The 20180-nt window shown below is 73.1% G+C and carries 17 protein-coding genes; 8 read left to right on the forward strand and 9 right to left on the reverse strand.

Features of this window, described 5'->3' with window-relative positions; all coding sequences use genetic code 11:
* Nucleotides 1-156: 156 nt before the first annotated feature.
* Both AB0D59_RS11085 and AB0D59_RS11090 read right to left on the reverse strand, forming a co-directional pair.
* A complete protein-coding gene (locus AB0D59_RS11085; protein WP_362563558.1) occupies nucleotides 157-324 on the reverse strand; it encodes a hypothetical protein in 168 nt (55 codons plus the stop codon).
* Nucleotides 325-488: 164 nt separating this feature from the next.
* A complete protein-coding gene (locus AB0D59_RS11090) occupies nucleotides 489-1040 on the reverse strand; it encodes a TetR/AcrR family transcriptional regulator (protein WP_362563560.1) in 552 nt (183 codons plus the stop codon).
* Nucleotides 1041-1132: 92 nt separating this feature from the next.
* On the opposite strand from AB0D59_RS11090, the gene AB0D59_RS11095 reads away from it, so the two are divergent.
* From AB0D59_RS11095 to AB0D59_RS11105, 3 genes are all read left to right on the forward strand, one after another.
* Complete coding sequence (locus AB0D59_RS11095) at nucleotides 1133-1591, forward strand: nuclear transport factor 2 family protein (RefSeq protein WP_362563563.1); 459 nt, start codon at nucleotides 1133-1135, stop codon at nucleotides 1589-1591.
* A 185-nt stretch (nucleotides 1592-1776) separates the two neighbouring features.
* Nucleotides 1777-2310, forward strand: a complete 534-nt coding sequence (locus AB0D59_RS11100) for a flavoprotein (RefSeq protein WP_362563566.1) — start codon at nucleotides 1777-1779, stop codon at nucleotides 2308-2310.
* 94 nt (nucleotides 2311-2404) lie between these two features.
* Nucleotides 2405-3373, forward strand: a complete 969-nt coding sequence (locus tag AB0D59_RS11105; RefSeq protein ID WP_362563568.1) for an aldo/keto reductase — start codon at nucleotides 2405-2407, stop codon at nucleotides 3371-3373.
* 84 nt (nucleotides 3374-3457) lie between these two features.
* On the opposite strand, the gene AB0D59_RS11110 is transcribed toward AB0D59_RS11105, so the two are convergent.
* The gene (locus tag AB0D59_RS11110) at nucleotides 3458-4240 is read right to left on the reverse strand and encodes a phytanoyl-CoA dioxygenase family protein (RefSeq protein WP_362563570.1); all 783 of its coding nucleotides are present in this window, start codon (nucleotides 4238-4240) and stop codon (nucleotides 3458-3460) included.
* Between the two features lie 69 nt (nucleotides 4241-4309).
* Between AB0D59_RS11110 and AB0D59_RS11115 the strand changes: the two genes are divergently transcribed.
* Nucleotides 4310-5206: a helix-turn-helix domain-containing protein gene (locus AB0D59_RS11115; protein ID WP_362563572.1), complete on the forward strand. Its 897-nt coding sequence runs from the start codon at nucleotides 4310-4312 to the stop codon at nucleotides 5204-5206.
* Between the two features lie 453 nt (nucleotides 5207-5659).
* Nucleotides 5660-7534, forward strand: a complete 1875-nt coding sequence (locus AB0D59_RS11120; protein WP_362563575.1) for an RICIN domain-containing protein — start codon at nucleotides 5660-5662, stop codon at nucleotides 7532-7534.
* Nucleotides 7535-7546: 12 nt separating this feature from the next.
* On the opposite strand, the gene AB0D59_RS11125 is transcribed toward AB0D59_RS11120, so the two are convergent.
* The 5 genes from AB0D59_RS11125 to AB0D59_RS11145 form a co-directional block, all read right to left on the reverse strand.
* The gene (locus AB0D59_RS11125) at nucleotides 7547-8038 is read right to left on the reverse strand and encodes a universal stress protein (RefSeq protein ID WP_362564162.1); all 492 of its coding nucleotides are present in this window, start codon (nucleotides 8036-8038) and stop codon (nucleotides 7547-7549) included.
* Between the two features lie 16 nt (nucleotides 8039-8054).
* Complete coding sequence (locus AB0D59_RS11130; RefSeq protein WP_362564164.1) at nucleotides 8055-9314, reverse strand: arsenic transporter; 1260 nt, start codon at nucleotides 9312-9314, stop codon at nucleotides 8055-8057.
* A 60-nt stretch (nucleotides 9315-9374) separates the two neighbouring features.
* On the reverse strand, nucleotides 9375-10628 hold the full coding sequence (locus tag AB0D59_RS11135) for a hypothetical protein (RefSeq protein WP_362563577.1): 1254 nt from the start codon (nucleotides 10626-10628) through the stop codon (nucleotides 9375-9377).
* Between the two features lie 221 nt (nucleotides 10629-10849).
* Entirely contained in the window at nucleotides 10850-11560 is a 711-nt protein-coding gene (locus AB0D59_RS11140; protein ID WP_362563580.1) for a DUF4232 domain-containing protein, read from the reverse strand.
* Between the two features lie 126 nt (nucleotides 11561-11686).
* On the reverse strand, nucleotides 11687-13093 hold the full coding sequence (locus tag AB0D59_RS11145; RefSeq protein WP_362563583.1) for a serine/threonine-protein kinase: 1407 nt from the start codon (nucleotides 13091-13093) through the stop codon (nucleotides 11687-11689).
* Between the two features lie 46 nt (nucleotides 13094-13139).
* Here AB0D59_RS11145 and AB0D59_RS11150 point away from each other — a divergent pair, with 46 nt between their 5' ends.
* The 3 genes from AB0D59_RS11150 (at nucleotide 13140) to helR (ending at nucleotide 17710) form a co-directional block, all read left to right on the forward strand.
* Nucleotides 13140-13688 carry a sigma-70 family RNA polymerase sigma factor gene (locus AB0D59_RS11150; protein WP_362563586.1) on the forward strand — a complete coding sequence of 183 codons (549 nt, stop codon included), beginning with the start codon at nucleotides 13140-13142 and terminating at the stop codon, nucleotides 13686-13688.
* A gap of 195 nt (nucleotides 13689-13883) precedes the next feature.
* Nucleotides 13884-15122: a glycosyltransferase gene (locus AB0D59_RS11155; RefSeq protein WP_362563588.1), complete on the forward strand. Its 1239-nt coding sequence runs from the start codon at nucleotides 13884-13886 to the stop codon at nucleotides 15120-15122.
* A 413-nt stretch (nucleotides 15123-15535) separates the two neighbouring features.
* On the forward strand, nucleotides 15536-17710 hold the full coding sequence (gene helR / locus AB0D59_RS11160) for an RNA polymerase recycling motor ATPase HelR (RefSeq protein ID WP_362563591.1): 2175 nt from the start codon (nucleotides 15536-15538) through the stop codon (nucleotides 17708-17710).
* Here the strand turns inward: helR and AB0D59_RS11165 are convergent.
* Entirely contained in the window at nucleotides 17707-20088 is a 2382-nt protein-coding gene (locus tag AB0D59_RS11165) for a SpoIIE family protein phosphatase (protein ID WP_362563593.1), read from the reverse strand. The genes helR and AB0D59_RS11165 overlap by 4 nt on opposite strands.
* Nucleotides 20089-20180: the final 92 nt, after the last annotated feature.

A 20180-nucleotide genomic window follows, 5' to 3' on the forward strand; every position in this document is an offset into this window, starting at 1 on the left:
GTACGTCCAGTACGAGGGCCTCCGTCCGGCACGCCGAGAGCACGCACCGGGCGCCGCTCCTTCACGGGCAAACGTTGCCTGCCACGGCACTAGCGACGACCGACGGTGCCTCCAGCACCGCCGGTTCCAGCCCGCGTGGCCGCGCCGGGTCGGCGATCACCGCGCAGGCCGCCACCCGGCCGCACTCGGCGGTGCCCCGCGGGACGTACAGGAGCCGTCCGCGCGGGGCGCCACGAGGCCGGTCCGGCCGTCCACCAGCGCCGGTACGGCGAACCGGGCGCGCCGGCGCAGCAGCACCGTGTCCTCGGCGACCAATCCGGGCACCCCGCAGCTCCGCCGCCACGCCGGGCGGCAGAGCCGCGGGGCCGACGCACCGGGCCATGTCCGGCGGGGACGGGGGAGAGCCTGCCTGCACCCGGTCCCCGCCGAGCTGACCCGCGCCGACGCGCCGCCCTGGCCGGCCGGGAGGCGCCGGCCGCGACCTGACCTCACCGGTCGCGCAGCAGCGCCCGGGCCGCCTCGCGTGCCTCGGCCGCGGGCTCCGTGCTCCCGGTGATGCCCGCGGTCACCATCGCCCCCTCGGCCAGCAGGAACAGCGGCCCGGTGAGCGCGGCGTCCAGCCCGGCGCCCGCCACCAGGCCCGCGAGGTAGTCCCGGAAGGCCTGCTTGTGGCCCCGCACCTGGGCCACCACCCGCTCGGAGGTGGCACCCAGCTCCCCGTACGCGTTGATCCACGCGCACCCTCGGAAGTCCTCCTCGCCGAACCACCCCGCCAGCCAGTCGAAGACGGCGAGAAGCCGCTCCCGGGGGTCCGGCTGCCGCTCGGCATACGCGGCCAGCCGCTGCCTCCAGCGCACGTCCCGGCGCTCCAGATAGGCCACCACGAGCTGTTCCTTTGCGGGGAAGAGCTGGTAGAGCCGTTTGAGGGAGACCCCGGAGGCGCCGCGTATGTCGTCCATGCCCACGGACTGCACCCCCCGCCCGTAGAACAGCCGCTCGGCGGCGTCCAGGGCCTGCTCCCGTGCGACCGCGCTGTCCATGACCACTCCCGATGCTCCTTGACGAGAGAACGTGCGTTCTCCTACGTTAGCAGCGTCCGGGAGAACGCACGTTCTCCCTTGAGGAGGAGATCATGGCCGACCGTCCGCCCCTGCCGCCCTTCACCCGCGAGACCGCCGCCCAGAAGGTCCAGGCCGCCGAGGACGCCTGGAACACCCGCGACCCGCAGCGCGTGGCGCTCGCCTACTCGGAGGACTCGGTGTGGCGCAACCGCGACACCTTCGTCACCGGCCGCGCCGAGATCGTCGGGTTCCTCACCGCCAAATGGGACCGGGAACTCGACTACGCGCTCCGCAAGGACCTGTGGGCCTTCGACGGCAACCGCATCGCGGTCCGCTTCCAGTACGAGTGCCACGACGCGGCCGGCCAGTGGTGGCGGTCGTACGGCAACGAGCTCTGGGAGTTCGACGAGCACGGCCTGATGACCCGGCGCGAGGCCAGCATCAACGACGTCCCGATCGAGGAGCGCGAACGCCGTCTCCACGGGCCGCGCCCGGAGTCCGAGCGGGGCCTGTCGTTCCCGCTCCGCTAGTGCCGCGGCAGGCAACGTTTGCCCGTCAAGGAGCGGCGTCCGGTGCGTGCTCTCGGTGTGCCGGCCGGAAGTCGTCGTACTGGATGTACTTGGGCTTTCGGCCGGTGCGGCGAGAGTGCGTGCCGGGCGTCGGGACGGGGCGAACGTTGCCTGCTGCGGCACTAGCACCCGCATAGGGTTCCCGGATGACCGATGCGCCCTCGAAGCCCTTTCTCTACCTCGTCGTCTGCGGGGCCGGCATCGCCGCAGGCGTCGGCGGGCTGATCACCGACGCCCAGGAGCGCGGTTGGGAGGTCGGGGTCATCGCCACACCGGTCGCGATGAACGGCTTCTTCGACACCGCCGAGGCCGAGGCCCGCACCGGCCGCCCCGTCCGGTCGGCCTGGCGCCGCCCCTGTGACCCGCGCCCCTTTCCGGCGCCGGACGCGGTGATCGTCGCCCCCGCCACCTTCAACACCGTCAACAAATGGGCCGCCGGGCTCGCCGACACCCTCGCCGTCGGCACCCTCTGCGAGGCGCTGGGCCTGGGCGTCCCGATAGCCGTCCTGCCCTGCGTCGCCGACGCACTGGCCGCCCACCCCGCCTACCGGGAGAGCCTGACCCGGCTGCGCGGGCTGGGTGTCCGCTTCGGCGACCCGCACACCGGCGGAGCCGAAGCGGACGGCCGGCGCCCCGAGTTCGCCTGGGAACGGGCGCTGGACCTGCTGGAGCAGGGCTGACGCGTCCGATTACCGCCCTCGTCACGCGAGCCCGGGCGGCGGGCCGACGTACGCTCGGCTCTGTACGACGTGATCTCGAATGTGGGAGACAACGATGGAGTACGTGAAGCTCGGCCGCACCGGTCTGGACGTGTCCCGGATCTGCCTCGGCTGCATGACCTACGGCCTGCCCGACCGCGGCACCCACGAGTGGACCCTCGACGAGGAGGCGTCCCGCCCGCTGATCCGGCAGGCGCTGGAGGCGGGCATCAACTTCTTCGACACCGCCAACGTCTACTCGGACGGCACCAGCGAGGAGATCGTCGGCAAGGCGCTGCGCGACTACGCCCAGCGCGACGAGATCGTCCTCGCCACCAAGGTGCACGGCCGGATGCGCCCCGGCCCCAACGGCGGCGGCCTGTCCCGCAAGGCGATCCTCACCGAGATCGACCACAGCCTCAGCCGCCTCGGCACCGACTACGTCGACCTCTACCAGATCCACCGCTTCGACCACGACACGCCGATCGAGGAGACGATGGAGGCGCTGCACGACGTCGTCAAGGCGGGCAAGGCGCGCTACATCGGGGCCAGTTCGATGTACGCCTGGGAGTTCTCCAAGGCCCAGTACACGGCCGAACGGAACGGCTGGAGCAAGTTCGTCTCCATGCAGAACCACTACAACCTCCTCTACCGCGAGGAGGAGCGCGAGATGCTGCCGCTCTGCGCCGACCAGGGCGTGGGCGTGCTGCCGTGGAGCCCGCTGGCCCGGGGCCGCCTCACCCGCGACTGGGGCACGGTCACCGAGCGCAGCACCACCGACAACTTCGGCGACCGCCTCTACCAGGACGGCGACCGCGCGATCGTCGAGGCGGTCACCCGCATCGCCGGCGACCGGGGCGTCCCCCGAGCCCAGGTGGCCCTGTCCTGGCTCCTCCACCAGAACACGGTGACGGCCCCGATCATCGGCGCGTCCAAGCCCCAGCACATCGAGGACGCCGTGGCGGCAGTGGAGTTGCAACTGAGCGAAAAGGAACTCGAGGAGCTGGAGCAGCCCTACGTTCCCCACGCCATCGCGGGCCACTGAGACGCGCCCCGCTCAGGGGCGCGGGGCTGCGTCAATACGCGGCTCCGCCGCGTGGGCGCGAGCAACCACAATCCACCCGCGGAATCACGACCGTTCGGTCCCGCACGGACCGCCCCCCTCACTCTCCAGCAGAGGAACCCTGTCCCCACCCATGCTCAACGTCCGGTAGTACTCACCGATCCGCACCGCCGACCGCCCCACATAGTGCCCGATGAACGACCGCCGGAACCGGTCCCCGGACCGGTTCGGCTGTGCCCCGTGCACCAGACTCCCGTTGAAGAACAGCACATCCCCCGGCCCCATATCGACCGGCACCGCCACCAGCCCCTTCGGCGGTGCCACGTACTCCCGCGCGAACGACAGCTCCGCATCGGACTCCTCCGGGCAGAACAGCTCCATCCGATGCGTCCCCGGCACCACCTCGAGTCCGCCGTTCTCCCGGTCGATCTCCTCGCAGGCGACCCACGCGGCGACGCACGTTCCCGGCTCCACCCGCAGATAGAAGTTGTCCTGGTGCAGCGCCTGCCCCCGGGCCCCCGGCGGCTTGAAGTAGAACATGCTCTGCGCGGCCAGCACCTCCTCCCCGAACAGTCCCTCCAGGATCACCCGCAGCCGTGCGTCCAGCAGGAACCGCCGGGCGAGCGCGCTGATCTCGTGCGGCTGCATGACGCGGGGATACCGGTGCAGCGGATCCGCCGTCGGCCCCGGCTGGAAGTGGCCCGGAACAGGCCGCCCCGCCGCGTGCAGCGCCGCGAACTCGGCGCACAACCGGTCGATCTCGTCGTACCCGAACAACCCGCGCACGACGGTGAACCCGTCCTCCTCGAACTGCCGCACCATGGTGGTGCCGATGCCCGTGACTGTCATACCCGCGCTCCTCGGTCCGGTGCCCTGGGCCTGTCACGCTAGGCCGACGTGTTCGCGGAGAGGATGCCCATGACCGCTGAGGGACTGCCCGGGACCGCTGTCCCGGCACCGCCGCCGGGCATGGTCGTCACCGGCCGCTACGACCAGGGTCCCGGCTACCGGATCAACCGCCCCGAGGGGTCGGGCAGTTGGCTGTTCACCTGGACCACGGACGGCCGCGGCCTGCTCCGGCAGGGCACCGCACAGGCCTGGGCGCGCCCCGGCGAGCTGGTCGTCCTCGCCCCCGGCGTGCCGCACGACTACGCGGTGGCGCCCGACGCGAGCCGATGGCGGTTCTGGTGGATCCACTGCCAGGCCCGCCCCGGCTGGGCGCAGTGGCTGGGCCCGTGCGCGGTGGGCGACGGTGTGTACGCCGTCGGCGCGCCGGACGACACACACGCCCGGATCGAGGCCGCTTTCCACCGTCTGCTGGCCGACTCCCGCTGGACCGGCAGCGGCGCGCCGCCCGCGGCCGTGCCCGGCGACGCGCCCGTCGCCGTCGCGTACGGCAGCGCGGCACGCGAACTCGCCCTGTGCGCGCTGGAGGAGGTGGTCCTGCTCGCGACGGCCGGCGCGCACCGGGCGCCACCCGGCCCGGACGCCGGGGACGGGCGCGTGCGCCGCGCCGAGGAACTGATCGCCGCGGACCCGGGCGCCCCGCACACCGTCGACTCGCTCGCCGCGCGTGTCGCGCTGTCGCCGTCCCGGTTCGCCCACCTCTTCGCCCGGGAGACCGGTGTGCCCCCGATGCGCGCGTTGCGCGCGGCGCGGCTGCGACACGCCGCCCGGCTGCTGGAGAGCACCGACCTCACGGTCGAGCGGGTCGCCGCCGCGTCCGGATTTCCCAGCCCGTTCCATTTCAACCGGGTTTTCCGCGAAAGATACGGTGTCCCGCCCGGCGCCTACCGTTCCGGTGAACGCCCCTAATGCCCGCGGCCATTGGTTCGCGGACGCCGTCGGCCGGACGGCTTGCGCAGGTCGGGCCGTGGTTCAATGGTTGGTGCGGATGCCGGGGCGGTCGACCCCGAATCCTCGCGCCAATTACGATGTCGATACAACGACAAAGCGCGAACGTACTCATTGACGATTCGTCAAATTAGCGCAGGCTCCGGGCAATGCGGAAAACCCTGGTATCCCTTGTTCTGCCCTGCTGGCCTGTGCAAAGGTGTGCCGTGTCGGCATGCGGACAATTATTTTCACCCCGCATGCGCGAGGCCGCTCCCGTACGCTCCCCACGCTTCAAAAGAGCTGCCGACGGCGGACGTTCGAGCGCCGAACCCCTACAGGCCCATCCGATCATGGCATCGGCCGGGTCGCGTACCGGTCACATACCCGACGGTATGGACTAAATTCCGCGTTGCGTCTGGAAGGAATGCCGCCGTGAATGACGCAGGCCTGGGGAATTCCCCTACCCCAGCCCGGCCGTTCGACGTCACCGACGAGCAGCTCAGCGCCGAGCTCAAGCAATGGACGGGCGCCGCGCCCGCGCTGCATCCCGTCGGTGAACTCCTCGACCGGCACTGGGAAGCGGCCTTCGCCTACGCCCGACTGTGCACCGACGGGTCCCGCGGTGCGGGAATGCTCACCACCGCCGCATTCACCCGGCTTTTCGGTGAATCCCTCCGCCAGGCCGGGCCCACTGCTGCTTGGCGCCCCCAACTCCTTGTCACCGTCCGCCGTATCGCCGCCGAATGGGACAACGACGGCCGCGGCGAACTCCTGCACCCCGAACTGCGCGTCGGCAAGGGGGAGCGGGCCGCCTCCCGGTTGCTCCCGCCCACGAACCGGCGGCTGCTCTCCCGCGCCTTCCAGCGTCTGACCCAGTCCTCGCGGGCCGTGCTGTGGCACACCGAGGTCGAGTCGGAGCCGCTGTCGACCCCCGGCGGACTGCTGGGCCTCGACGAGCAGGACACGCGGGTCGAACTGCGCCGGGCCCGCGAGCGGCTGCGCGAGGAGTGCCTCCAGGTGCACCGCGAACTCGCCCACGAGGACGAGTGCCAGCGGTACGTCCGGATGATCGACGTGACCTTCCGGCGCGGCGGCGTCGACATCGACCGGGACCTCGAGCAGCACCTCAACGGCTGCAGCCACTGCCGGTACACCGCCGACCAGCTCCACCAGTTCAACGGCGGCCGCAGCCTCGGCCTCGCCCTGGCCGAGGCCGTGCTCGGCTGGGGCGCCCGCGCCTATCTGGAGTCGCGGGCCGGCCGCACCGGGGAGCCCGCCGAGCAGGACACCACGCCCGGCGGCCGCCCCGCGGTCGGTGAGGCCTTCGCCCCGGCGGCAGGCGAGGCCTTCGCCCCGGCGGCCGGGCCGGGCAAGGACCTGGTGGTGCACCCCGCCGTCTCCCGCCGCGCCAAGCAGCGGGCCGCCCGGCGGGTGCGCCGCCGCAACCTCGCCGTGGCCGTGGGCACGGTGAGCGGGCTGGTCGTGCTGCCGCTGGTGCTGTGGGCGGTGCTCGGCTCGGGCGACGACGCCGGCTCGACGGCCGCGGGCAAGCCCTCCGCCACGCCCGGCAAGGGCACCGCCAGCTCGGGTCCGTCCTGGATCGGCACCAGCCAGACCACCCAGGGCACCCTGCGCGGACGCCTGCACAACATCGCCTCCGGCCTGTGCATCGGCGTGGTCGGCAACAAGCCCGCCAAGGGTGCGGAGACCGAACTCGCCGAGTGCTCCTCGGTCGCCGCCCAGCAGTGGACGTACGAGAACGACGGGCTGCTGCGCAACGGCGCCGACCCCGGCCTGTGCCTCGACTCGCACCTCGGCTACTCCGTCCAGCTCGCCCCGTGCTCGGCCGCCTCCGGATCCGGCGGCCGGAGCATCCGCTACGACTTCACCCTCCAGGGCGCCCTGGTGCCCCGCTGGGACCAGGACCTGGCGCTCGCCCCGGCCGCCACCGACGGCGGCGGCTCCCTGGTGGTCAAGACCCGGGCGAACGTCGCCGCCCAGCGCTGGGTGATGGACACCTCCCAGCCCGACCTGCAGATGCAGATCGTCAACTGGGACGCCGACACCACCCCGACGCCGACGCCCACCCCGTCGGCCACCCCCGCGCCCAAGGCCGCGAAGACCCCCACGCCGACGCCCACCCCTTCGGAGTCGCGGACGACAGCACAGCCCACGCCGTCGAGCAGCGCCCCGAGCTACAACCCGTGCGAGGAGTACCCGGGCTACTGCTACGGCGGCGGCCAGTACGGCGACGGCGGGGGCTACGGCGGCGGTGGTGGCTACGGCGGTGGTCACCACGGCCACTGAGCCGCTACCGGCTCAGGGGTGGTGCGGCGGCGGGGGCGGCATCGTCGTCAGGTCCGGCGCCCCCTCCGGCCACACCAGCAGCACCGGGCAGGGCGCGTGGTCGACGGCGAACCGCACCGCCTTGCCCAGGCTGTGCGGGCCCAGCCGGGACCGGTCGCCGTCCCGGGCCACGATCAGCAGACCGGCGCCCTCGGCGGCGGCCACCACCTCCCGCTCCACGCGCCCGGTCCGCTCCAGCCGGGTGCACGGCCGCCCCAGCCGTGCCTCGGCCGCGTCCAGCAGTTCCGCCGCCGACGTGCCGCCGAGCTCGACCAGCCGCCGCTCCGGGTCCGGTTCCGAACCCGCCCGGCCCAGCAGCCCCGCGAAGGCGCCGTGCGCCAGACCGGCCACCCCGGGCTCGGTCACGTGCAGCAGCACCACCTCGGACGCGTCCCGCGCGTAGCCGCGCGCCGCGTCCACACAGGCGGGCCAGATCCCCTCGACCAGCCAGACGATCACCCGCATGTCCATGGCCTCCCGTCTAGATCCCGACCACCTGGAGCGCTCCCCACAGTGCCACCACCGCACCGGCCAGTGCGGTCGGCACGGCGAGCAGCCCGAGCCGGGTGAACTCCCCGAGGTCCACCCCGTGGTCGTGCTGGTGCACGATCCTGCGCCACAGCAGCGTGGCGAGTGAACCGGCGTAGGTGAGGTTCGGGCCGATGTTCACCCCGAGCAGTACCGCCAGCACCGCGCCCGGCCCGGTCTGCGCGGCCAGCGGCAGCAGCACCAGCACCGCCGGCAGGTTGTTGACGACATTGGCCAGTACGGCGGCCAGCGCGGCGATCCCGAACAGGGCCGGCAACCCCGTCCCGCCCGGCAGGACATGCCCGAGCGCGTCGGACAGCCCGTTGTCGACGACCGCCCGCACCACGATCCCGAGCGCGAGCACGAACGCCAGGAACGTCGGAGCCGCCGCCTTCACGACCGACAGCGGGGTTGCCTGCCGCCGTACCAGCGCCCGCCCGGCGAGCACCAGCGCGCCGGCGAACGCGGCCCACGCGGGGTCGATCCCGAACGCGGAGGTGACCACGAACCCGGCGAGCGTGCAGGCCACCGTCACCACCGCGAACAGCGGCAGCCGGGGTGGCTCGCCGGTGTCCTTCGCGCCCGGGGCCGCCGAGGACAGGTCCCGGGCGAAGAACCGCCGGAAGACCAGGTACTCGGCGCCGATCGCCACCAGCCAGGGCAGCACCATCAGCGCCGCGAACCGGGTGAAGCTCAGCCCGCTCGCCGCGAACGCCAGCAGGTTCGTCAGATTCGACACCGGCAGCAGCAGCGAGGCGGTGTTCGACAGATGCGTGCACGCGTAGACGTGCGGCTTGGCCCGCACCCCGGACCGGGCCGCCGTCGCGAACACCACCGGCGTCAGCAGCACCACCGTCGCGTCCAGACTCAGTACGGCGGTGATCACCGAGGCCAGCGCGAAGACCGCGGTCAGCAGCCGCACCGGCCGCCCGTCCGCCCAGCGGGCCATCCACGCCCCGCAGGCCTGGAACAGCCCCTCCACATCGCAGAAGTGGGCCAGCACCAGGACGGCGGCGAGGAAACCGACGACGGGCCCGAGCCGTTCGGCCTCCTCCCGGGCGTGCTCCAGCGAGATCGCCCCGGTGGCGATCAACACCCCCGCCGCGGGTACGGCGAGCACCGCCTCCGGCCAGCCGCGGGGCCGGATCACGGCCCAGGCGAGGACGGCGGCGAGCAGCAGGACGGACAGGGTCTCGGCGAGCGGGGTGTTCAGGGCGCGTTCCTCGGCTCAGGGCGTGATCAAGTGCGGCCCGCCCATGAAAGCAGACCGCCGTTACGAGGCCGGGGTACCCGCCGCGCCCAGGAACTCCGCCCAGCCGCCCGTCGGCTCCTGCCCCGGGTTCAGCGTGCGCAGGGTGCGCAGCACCGCCGGGTCCTGCGCCTCCAGCCACGCCACCAGCTGCTTGAAGGACACGAACCGGACATCGTCGTACTCGGCCATCTTGCCGATGGCCTCCTCGACGGCGTCCATGTAGATGCCGCCGTTCCAGCGCTCGAAGTGGTTGCCGATGAAGAACGGCGCCCGGTTGGTGGAGTACGCCCGCTCGAAGCCGGCCAGGTAGGTGTCGCGGGCCTGGGTGCGCCAGGCGTCGTACTGGGACTTGTCGCCCAGCGGGTTGCCCGCCGACTGGTTGAACATCATGTTGTAGTCCATCGACAGGACCTGGAAGGAGTGCCCGGAGAACGGTATGGACTGCAGGGGGAAGTCCCAGATGCGGTTGCCCTGCACCTTGCCCGGCCAGATCTGCAGGCCCCCGGGGGAGCTGGCGTCGTACTTCCAGCCGAGCGCGGCCGCCGTGGGCAGCAGGTTGCTCTGGCCCTCCAGGCACGGGGTACGGCCGCCGATCAGCTCCTTGCGGTAGTCGAACGGCAGCGGGTCCAGGTCGGTGAAGCCGGTGTTGGTCTTCCACTTGGTGACGAAGTCGATCGCCTGGTCGATCTCGCTGCGCCACTCGGCCGGGGACCAGTTGCGCACGCCGTCGCTGCCGCAGAAGTGCCCGTTGAAGTGGGTGCCGATCTCGTGGCCCTCCAGCCAGGCGGCGCGCACCTGCTGGAGCGTGTTGTGGATGTGCCGGTCGGAGAGGTAGCCGATCGCGGAGGCGCCGACCTCGTGCTGCGGCGGCCGGTAGAGGTCCTTCTTGGACTCCGGCAGCGTGTAGATCCCGGACAGGAAGAACGTCATCTTCGCGCCGTGGTCCGCGGCGACCTTGCGGAAGCGGGAGAACAGCTGGTTGCTGAGCTCGCCCGCGCCGTCCCAGGAGAACACCACGAACTGCGGCGGCTTGGCGCCGGCCGCCAGCCGCGTCGCCTTCGGCTGGTGCGGCTGGGCGCCGGTGTCGGCGGTGGAACCGTCCCCGATGAGCTTCAGCGGCTTGGTCGGTACGCCGCTGCTCCTGCCGTTGTCGGCAGGGCTGCCGCCGCCCACCGTCCACTCGCCGTTCGAGCACCCCGACACCGCGCCCAGTGCACCCAGGGCGCCCGCCGTCGCGCCCGCCGTCAGGATCCGCCTGCGGGAGATGCCGCTCATGTCCGTCCCCGATTCCGTCGTCCCGGCCCCTCGCGGGGCCTTCTTCCTGTGTGGTCGACGGGTTCGATGGGCGGGCAGGCGAAAAAGATCGGAGCCGGGGGCGCGTGTTGCACGCCTGTGACAGTCGTGGCCCGGACATGACGAACCCCGCTGCCCGGGGGAGGGGGCAGCGGGGTCCGGGTGCGGGGTGATCAGGCCCAGGCGGCCGGCGTTTCGGCCGGTCAGACGCCGGTGCCGGCGTTGAGCACGGTCAGCCGTACCGAGGAGGAGTTCCCGGACACCGGGACCGTGCCGCCCTTCCAGGTGACCTTCAGCGAGTCACGCTCGTCCGGCGGAGTGACCTCCAGTGCGGCCGGGGTCGCCGTCTTGGCACCGCTGACCTCCGGGTTGGAGAAGGTCAGCCCCGCCCAGGCGCTCTGGCCGGGCTTGAGGGTGACCGTCGCGGGGGTGCTGCCGGACTCCCGCTTCGGGTCGGGGCCGAGCTGGGTGCCGGCGGCGTTCACGAAGGCGGCGCCGGGGAAGCCGCGGACGGTGCAGGTGCGGCCCGACTTGTTGGTGAACACGATCGGGAAGTTCTCCTGACCGGCCCCCGGGTCGTTGCCGCCCACCGAGGCGGTCAGCTCCGAGGTGTGACAGCGGTTGCTGGACGCGGTGCCGGCGGTCGTCGTGCCGCCGCCGGTCGAGGAGCCGCCCCCCGTCGTCGAGCCGGTGCTCCGGGACGCCGACGAGGACGCCGTGCCGGACGGTGCGGCGCCGGTGTCCGACGCGCTCGAACCCGCCGAGTCGCCGGTCGCGGGTGCGGCCGTGCCCGACACCGACTCCGGCGACTTGCCCGGGCTGTCGTTGCCGCAGGCGGTCAGGAGGCCCAGGGCGGCGACCGTGCTCGCGAGCAGGGCCGCCCCGCGCCGCAAGGACTGGGACGTGTGCGCCATGTCTCTCCACACTCCTGGATGTTCGCGGCACGCTGCGAGGCGTGCCCGAGGCGCTCCGTGCGCCGTCACTCCCATCCGATGCGAGAAACGGCGGAAAAGTTCGAGGGCACGCCGTGATTCATCGAGTCAGGTGACCCGGATCGACCGGAGTATGCCCTCCGTGGCGGCGTTGTCGGTGTTTGCGACGGATCCCTTCTGCCGTACCTGCACGTACACCTGGGGCTGGTCGTCCCCGTCGGCAGGGGCGAGGGCCGCCTCCTGGACCGAGCCGCCGGCGCCGGAACAGTCGCTCCAGGTGCGGACCCGGCCCTTCCAGGTGCTGCTCGTGAAGGCGCGGCTGCCGTCGTAGTGGCACCCCGAGTGGGACAGCGCGTTCACCTTCGCGGTGACGTCGCCGTGCTCGCTCAGGCCGATGAACACGCCGTTCACCGCGGTCGTCAGGTCCGGCCACCGCGACACGTCGTCGGCGACCTGCAGCCCCGGCTCGTGCCCGGAGGCCAGCCCGAGCGCCTTGGGATTCCAGCCGGAGTTCCGCAGCTCGCCCGCCCACCCCGACGGCACCTGCGCCACCACCCGCCCGGTGGAATCGGCGACCTTCGTCTCGTCGCCCACCGAACCGCCCCGGTCGACCAGCGTGACCGCGAGGGCCGTCCCCCCGGCCGCGAGGACCGCGGCGACCGTCAGCGTGATGGCGTTGAGCCGTCTGCGGACGCCGTCCAGATGCCGCGGCCGGCGCGCCGCCGCGGCCGCCGCCAGCCGGTCCAGCTCGTCCGCGAAGGCCTGCGCGGACGGCCAGCGCCGCTGCCGGTCCGGCTCCAGGGCCCGCATCAGCGCCCGCTGGACGTCGTCCCCGAGGTCCGGCCGCAACCGGTCCGGCCGGACGACCTGCCCGGGCGCCGCCGGCACCGTGCCGGTGACCAGCTCGTAGCCCACCGCACCCAGCGCGTACACGTCGGCCCGGGCGTCGATGCCCTCGCCGGGCTGGGCCTGCTCCGGCGGCTGGTACCCCGCCGAACCGGCGGCGAGCGTCAGCCCCGACGCCTGCGCCAGACTCTTCGCCAGCCCCAGGTCGGCCAGCAGCACCCGCCGGGTGCCGTCCTGCGCGGTGCGCAGCAGCACATTGGTCGGCTTGATGTCCCGGTGCACGATCCCGGCCCCGTGCAGGTCCGCCGCGCCGCGTGCCGCCAGCGCGGTCAGCAGCAGCGCGTCGGGGATCGGCAGCGGGCCCGCCGCGAGCAGATCGGCGAGGGTGCCCGCGTCGGCGTACTCCATCACGAAGTACGGCCGCCCGTCCGGGAGTTCGCCGATGTCGTAGACCTGCACCACCCGCTTCGAGTCGGCCCGGCGCAGCAGCCGTGCCTCGGACAGGAAGCGGTCGTGGATGTCGAGACGGTGGGACCAGTTGTCGGCGAGCACCTTCACCGCGACCGAGGCGTCCAACTGGTCGTCGTGGGCGAGCCAGACCGTCCCGAAGGCACCGGTGCCCAGGCGCCGTTCGAGGCGATAGCGGCCGATCCGCTCCAGGGGTTGCATACGACTATCATGCCTGGCCTGAGATCGACTTCGAGGGGGACCTCCCGTGCCGGACGCCGCGCTGACCGAAGACCTCGCCCGGCGGGCCGCCGCCGGCGACCAGCTGGCCCTGAACCAGCTGCTGACCGAGGTCTGGCCCGACGTCGTACGACGCTGCGGACGGTTTCTTCCGTGCCGGGAGGACGCCGAGGAGGCGGCCCAGGACGTGCTGCTCCAGATCTCCCGGAAGATCACCACCTTCGAGGGCCGCAGCCGCTTCAGCACCTGGCTGTACACGGTCGTCGCCAACTGCTCCCGGCAGAAGTACCGGGACCTGAAGCGGCGGTCGGCGGAGCAGCCGGCGACCATCGAACCGGCCGAGCATGTCGACCCGCGCACCACCAGCGTGATCGCCGGCTCCCGGATCGATCTGCTGGAGGCGCTGGACCGGCTGGAGCGGGAGCATCCGCAGCTGGTCGCGCCGCTGGTCTACCGGGACATCTGCCAGCTGGACTACGCCGAGGTCGCCGAACGGGTGGGGATCCCACTGGGGACGCTGAAGTCGCGGCTGCACGAGGCACGCAGGCAGGTCCGGCCCTGGCTGAGCGCGCCGTGACGGGAACGGCAGGCGTGCCGTGACGGGAACGGCAGGCGTGCCGTGACGGGAACGGCAAAAAAATAGGGCAAGGAGTTCAGCCGCTCCTCGCCACTCTCAACTTATAGCGCACAGGGGGGCTTGCGGCAAGGCCCCCCTCGTCCCGCAAAATCGCAGGCCGAAGCCAGAACCAGCGGTATTTGGGGGATTCGTCACGTGTGTGTGTTGTTGATGGGATACGGGTCGCGCGGGGACGTCGAACCGTTGGCGGGACTCGGGCTGGCGCTGCGGGCACTCGGCGCCGAGGTGCGGGTGTGCGCGCCGCCGGACCAGGAGTTCGCGGAGCTGCTGGCCCGGGCGGGCGTGGCGCATGTGCCGTTCGGGCCGTCGGTGCGCTCGGTGGTGACCAGGCCGAATCCGCAGCCGTCGGACGCGTTCCGGCTCGCGGCCGACCTGGTCGCCGCGCACTTCGACGCGGTCGCCGCGGCGGCCGAGGGGTGCGACGCGGTGGTGGCGACCGGCCTGATGCCGGCCGGGGTGCGGTCTGTGACCGAGAAGCTGGGCATCCGGTACGTGTTCGCGTGCCCCCACCCGTTCGGGATGCCGTCCTCGCACTTCCCGCCGGCCGGCCGCCCGGGCCGCCCGGCACCGCCCGACGCCGACCTGCGGACGCTGTGGAAGGTGGACGCCGAGCGGGTGGACGCGCTGTACGGAGAGGCCCTGAACACCCATCGGGCGGCGATCGGGCTGCCACCGGTGGACGACGTCCGCGCCCACGTCCTCACCGGCCGGCCGTGGCTGGCGGCGGACCCGGTTCTGGGACCGTGGCAGGACCTGACGGACCTCGACCTGGTGCAGACCGGTGCGTGGCTGCTCCCGGACGAACGCCCGCTTCCGGACGAGCTGGCGGCCTTCCTGGCGGCCGGTGAGCCGCCGGTGTACGTCGGCTTCGGCAGCATGGCGATGCGGGGCGCGCCGGACGCCGCCCGGGCGGCCGTCGAGGCGGTGCGTGCCCAGGGCCGCCGGCTGCTCGTCGGGAGCGGCTGGGCCGGCCTCGCCCCGATCGACGACCGGGCCGACTGCCTCGCGATCGGCGAGGTCAACCACCAGGCGCTGTTCCGGCGGGTGGCCGCCGTCGTGCACCACGGCGGCGCGGGCACCACGACGACCGCCGCCCTGGCCGGCGTGCCCCAGGTGGTCGTCCCCCAGATCGTGGACCAGCCGCACTGGGCAGACCGGGTGGCCGAGCTGGGCATCGGCGCGGCCCACGACGGCCCGACCCCGACCACCGACTCTCTCTCCGCCGCGCTCGCGACCGCCCTGAACCCCGGAACCCGAGCCCGGGCGGCCGCCGTGGCCGACGACATCCGCACCGACGGCGCGACGGTCGCCGCGAGGCTCCTGCTCGACGGGGCCGAGCGAGCGGACGGGGAGTCGCGGCCTCTCTCCGCGTGAACCGTGCGGAAGCAGAGCCGCCCGCACCCACGCCCGGCACCACCCGACGAGGCCGGCCGCGAGGCACCGGCCGTCTCCGCACGAACCGCGCGGAAGCAGAGCCGCCCGCACCCACGCCCGGCACCACCCGACGAGGCCGGCCGCGAGGCACCGCCCGTCTCCGCACGAACGGCGGGAAACCAGAACCGCTCCATTTCTCGCCGAGCCCGGCACCCCGCGCGGAAGCGGAGCCGCCTGTGGCTGCCGCCGGGCCCGGCACCTCGAAGGGAAGCGGAGCCGCCCGCACCAGCGGGCGCGCCCCCGTCCCTGGCAGAACCAGAACCGTCCCACCTGTCGCCGAGCCCGGTACCCCGCGCGGAAGCGGAGCCAGCCGTAACCGCCGCCGTGTCCGGCACCCCAACGGAGCTGATGCAGTGAACCCCCTGACCACCCGTGCCTTCGACCTTCCCGAACGGCTTTCCGCCAAGGCCGCCCCGGCCCTGATCGCCGACGACGAGCGGCACTTCGCGGCCATCGCGCGCTGCCTCGACGAGACGATCGCCGAGCTGTCCGACCGCCTCGACACCGAACTCAAGGCCCCGGGCGGCACCGGCCGGGCCGCGATGGACCGGGACATCGAGGTCCACCGGCTGACCGCACGGCTGCGCACCCTGCGCCGCTTCGGCCTGGACCTGTGCCTGGGGCACATGGTCGCCGCGGACGACCCCGAGCCCGTGTACATCGGCCGGCTCGGCCTCACCGACAGCGAGGGCCGCCGGCTGCTGCTCGACTGGCGGTCACCCGCGGCCGAGCCGTTCTTCGCGGCGACCCACGCCGACCCGACAGGGCTGCGCAGCCGCCGCCGATACCGCTGGACGGACGGCCGGATCAGCGACTACTGGGACGAGGTGTTCACCGCCGACGGGCTCGAAGGGCACGCCGCGCTCGACGACCAGTCCGCCTTCATCGCGAGCCTCGGCGCCGACCGGTCGGAGCGGATGCGGGACGTGCTCGCCACCATCCAGGCCGACCAGGACGCCATCATCCGCGCGGGATCCCGGGGCGCCCTCGTCGTCGACGGCGGTCCGGGCACCGGCAAGACGGTCGTCGCCCTGCACCGCACCGCGCACCTGCTGTACTCCGACCCGCGCCTTGGACACCGGCGGGGCGGTGTGCTGTTCGTGGGCCCGCACCGGCCCTACCTGAACTACGTCTCCGACGTGCTGCCCAGCCTCGGCGAGGAGGGCGTGCAGACCTGTGTGCCGGCCGACCTCGTGGACGAGGGAGCCGCGGCGACGCCCGAGGCCGATCCGGAGGTGGCCCGCCTGAAGTCGTCCGCGGACATGGTGCGGGCGATCGAGACGGCCGTCCGCTTCTACGAGGAGCCGCCCGCCGCCGGCATGACGGTCGCCACCGACTGGGGCGACCTGTGGCTGAGCGCCGACGACTGGGCCGACGCGTTCCGGGCACCGGGGCCGGGCACACCGCACAACGAGGGCCGTGAGCAGATCTGGGAGGAACTGGCGACCATCCTGCTGGACAGGCACACCGGCGACGACATCCCACCGGAGCGGTTCCGCAGGTCGCTCCAGCAGGACAGGGAGCTGGTCGACACCCTGAACGGGGCCTGGCCGCTGCTGGAGGCCACCGACCTGGTCGGCGACCTGTGGTCGGTACCGGCCTATCTGCGGATGTGCGCCCCCTGGCTCGACCGCGACGACGTAACGCTGCTCCAGCGTGCCGACACCCAGGCCTGGACGGTGTCCGACCTGCCGCTCCTGGACGCGGCCAGGCAGCGGCTCGGCGACCCGGAGGCGGCCCGGCGCAGGCAGCGGCAGGAGGTCGCGCTCGCCGCCCAGCGCGAGCGCATGGCCCAGGTCGTCGACAACCTGATCGGGGCCGCCGTCGACTCCGGCGCCGACGGTGACGACGGCGAGGGTCTGGTGCGGATGCTGCGCGGCGAGGACGCCAAGGTCAGCCTGGTCGACGAGGCCGAACTGCCCACCCTCACCCCGGACCTGCTGGCCGGCCCGTTCGCGCACATCGTCGTCGACGAGGCGCAGGAACTGACCGACGCCGAATGGCAGATGCTGCTGCTGCGCTGCCCGTCCCGGAGCTTCACCATCGTCGGGGACCGCGCCCAGGCCAGGCACGGGTTCGCGGAGTCGTGGCGGGAGCGCCTGGAGCGGGTCGGATTCGACCGGATCACCCTGGCCTCGCTCGGCATCAACTACCGCACACCCGAGGAGATCATGGCGGAGGCCGAGCCAGTCATCCGGGCCGCGCTCCCGGACGCCAACGTGCCGACCTCGATCCGCGGCAGCGGCCTGCCCGTCGTCCACGCATCCGTCGACCGACTGGCCCCGATCCTGGACGGCTGGCTCGCCGCCCACGCCGAGGGCGTCGCCTGCGTGATCGGCGATCCCGCCTTCACCGCGACGCCCCGGGTCCGGTCGCTGACCCCGGAGCTGTCGAAGGGGCTCGAATTCGACCTGGTCGTCCTCGTCGACCCGGAGGACTTCGGCACGGGCGTCGAGGGTGCCGTCGACCGCTATGTCGCCATGACCCGGGCGACCCGCCAGCTGGTCGTCCTGACCAGCACCCCCTAGGGGACGTCCTCCGGGAACAGGGACAGCTCGGCCCAGATCGTCTTGCCCTCGCCGGTGTGCCGGGTGCCCCAGCGCTGGGTCAGCTGTGCCACCAGCAGCAGGCCCCGGCCGCCCTCGTCCAAGGTCTTGGCCCGGCGCAGGTGCGGGGCGGTGTGACTGGTGTCGGAGACCTCGCAGATCAGCCTGGCCGTGTCGTGGATCAGGCGGAGCCGGATGGGGTGGGAGCCGTAGCGGATGGCGTTGGTGACCAGTTCGCTGACGACCAGCTCCGCCGTGAAGGCGGCCATGGTGAGGTCCCACACGTCCAGCTGCTGCACGACCTGCTTGCGGATCGGCGCGACCAGGGCGGGGTCGGCGGGGATGTCCCAGGTCGCCACCCGGGACGGCGGCAGGCCCTGGGTACGGGCCAGCAGCAGGGCGATGTCGTCGGCCGCGCCGCCCGGCGGCAGCAGGGCGTGCAGGATCCGGTCGCAGGTCTCGTCCAGCGAGTCGCTGTACGCCGCCAGCGCCTCGTGGAGGAGCCGGCGACCGGTGTCCGGGTCCTGGTGCCGGGAGGTGATCAGCCCGTCCGTGAACATGGCCAGCACGGTGCCCTCGGGCAGCTCGATCTCGGTGGACTCGAACGGCAGCCCGCCCAGGCCCAGCGGGGGACCGGCGGGCAGGTCCACCTCGTGCAGGCGGTGGCCCGGGCGCAGCACGACGGGGAGCGGATGACCGGCGCGGGCCAGCGTGCAGTGCCGGGACACCGGGTCGTAGACCGCGTACAGGCAGGTGGCGCCGACCTCGCCCGGGCTGTTCTCGCCGCCCTGCTCCTCCGAGAGCCGGACCACCAGGTCGTCGAGGTGGGTGAGCAGCTCGTCCGGGGCCAGGTCGATGTCGGCCAGGGTGCGTACGGCGGTGCGCAGCCGGCCCATGGTCGCCGAGGCCTGCACACCGTGGCCGACGACGTCCCCGACGACCATGGCGACCCGCAGCCCGGACAGCGGGATCACGTCGAACCAGTCGCCGCCCACCCCGGCCCGGGCGGCCGGCAGATAGCGGGAGGCGGCCTGCAGGGCGGCGGTGGGCGGCAGCGTCCGGGGCAGCAGGCTGCGCTGCAGGGCCAGGGCGGTCTCGCGCTCCCGGGAGTAGCGGCGGGCGTTGTCGATGCAGACGGCGGCCCGGGCCGTGATCTCCTCGGCCAGCAGCACGTCGTCCGGGCCGAACGGGTCGGGCCGTCGGTGCCGGGTCAGCACCGCGACCCCCAGGGTCGTCCCGCGCGCCTGGATCGGCACGGCCATCGAGGAGTGCATGCCGAACTCGCGCACCCGCTCCTCGCGGAGCTTGTGCCAGGTCAGCCACTGCGACATCTCGCCGGACGCCACCTGGGCCACGATGCTGTGCCCCGCAGTCAGCGAGTCGGCCTGCGGGGAGGTGGCCGGGTAGGACTCGCTGTGGCCGGGCTTGAGCACCGCCTCGGGGACGCCGGGCAGCACGGACCGGTGCGCGATGCGGCGCAGTGTGACCGGCGCCGTCAGCCGGGTCGGGAGGTCCCCGCCGTTCTCCGGCGGGTCCAGCAGCTCGACGGTGACGAAGTCGGCGAGCGCCGGCACACAGACGTCCGCCAGCTCCTGGGCCGTACGGGTGACGTCCAGGGTGGTGCCGATGCGCACGCTCGCCTCGTTGACCAGCTGGAGCCGCTCCCTGGCCAGGTAGTTCTCGGTGATGTCGTGCGCGGCCAGGCTCACCCCCAGCACGCGTCCCGCGGCGTCGGTGACCGGCGCCATCCGAACCAGCCACGCATGCGGCCGGGCCTCGCCGCCGGAACGCATATAGGTCTCGACGTCCAGCGGGCGGCCCGTGGCCAGCACCTGGAGCATGTTCCGCTCCAGCTCCTCGCTCTGCGGCTCGCCGTCGATCTCGGTGATCCTGAGCCCCTGGATCCGCTCCGTGGGCAGCCCGATGAACCGAGCCATCGCGTCGTTCACCCGGTGCAGCCGCAAGTGCTCGTCGTAGACCGCGATCGCGCACGGCGACTGGATCAGCGCGGCCGCGGCCAGCGGATCGTCCGGGGCGGCCGGGCCGCCGTCCGGCACCGGGGAGAAGACGAGCCAGCGCCCGTCACGCTCGTCGTGTGCCGTGCGGTGGTGGGCGACCAGCCAGACCGGGAGCGTACGGCCGTCCCGGTGGCGGAGTGCGAGGGTGCCGTCCCAGCGGGCGCCGGCGGGCACGGGCGGTGGGTCCCCGGCGAGCAGCAGCGCCGCGGGCCGGCCCACGACCTCCTCGGCAGGGTGGCCGAGGAGCCGTCGTGCGCCCTCGTTCCACTCGGCCAGTGTGCCGTCCTCGTCGATGACAGCCCGGGCCGTCGCCGCATCGTCGAACGGATAGACCCGGCTCATCTCGCCACTCCCAAGCGCACACTCACAGTCAACAGGTGCACCACAGGTGTTCAGCCTAGTGCGTCGGACCCGCCCGCGACCGCCGGCCACCG

The sequence above is a fragment of the Streptomyces sp. NPDC048417 genome, assembly GCF_040651615.1.
Classification (GTDB): Bacteria; Actinomycetota; Actinomycetes; order Streptomycetales; family Streptomycetaceae; genus Streptomyces.

Coding starts and splice junctions, on each gene's coding strand:
- AB0D59_RS11110 (WP_362563570.1), bottom strand. CDS start 4,240: ATGACAGTCACGGGCATCGGCACCACCATGGTGCGGCAGTTCGAGGAG.
- AB0D59_RS11135 (WP_362563577.1), bottom strand. CDS start 10,628: ATGAGCGGCATCTCCCGCAGGCGGATCCTGACGGCGGGCGCGACGGCG.
- AB0D59_RS11165 (WP_362563593.1), bottom strand. CDS start 20,088: ATGAGCCGGGTCTATCCGTTCGACGATGCGGCGACGGCCCGGGCTGTC.
- AB0D59_RS11105 (WP_362563568.1), top strand. CDS start 2,405: ATGGAGTACGTGAAGCTCGGCCGCACCGGTCTGGACGTGTCCCGGATC.
- AB0D59_RS11090 (WP_362563560.1), bottom strand. CDS start 1,040: ATGGACAGCGCGGTCGCACGGGAGCAGGCCCTGGACGCCGCCGAGCGG.
- AB0D59_RS11140 (WP_362563580.1), bottom strand. CDS start 11,560: ATGGCGCACACGTCCCAGTCCTTGCGGCGCGGGGCGGCCCTGCTCGCG.
- AB0D59_RS11115 (WP_362563572.1), top strand. CDS start 4,310: ATGACCGCTGAGGGACTGCCCGGGACCGCTGTCCCGGCACCGCCGCCG.
- AB0D59_RS11145 (WP_362563583.1), bottom strand. CDS start 13,093: ATGCAACCCCTGGAGCGGATCGGCCGCTATCGCCTCGAACGGCGCCTG.
- AB0D59_RS11125 (WP_362564162.1), bottom strand. CDS start 8,038: ATGCGGGTGATCGTCTGGCTGGTCGAGGGGATCTGGCCCGCCTGTGTG.
- AB0D59_RS11095 (WP_362563563.1), top strand. CDS start 1,133: ATGGCCGACCGTCCGCCCCTGCCGCCCTTCACCCGCGAGACCGCCGCC.
- AB0D59_RS11100 (WP_362563566.1), top strand. CDS start 1,777: ATGACCGATGCGCCCTCGAAGCCCTTTCTCTACCTCGTCGTCTGCGGG.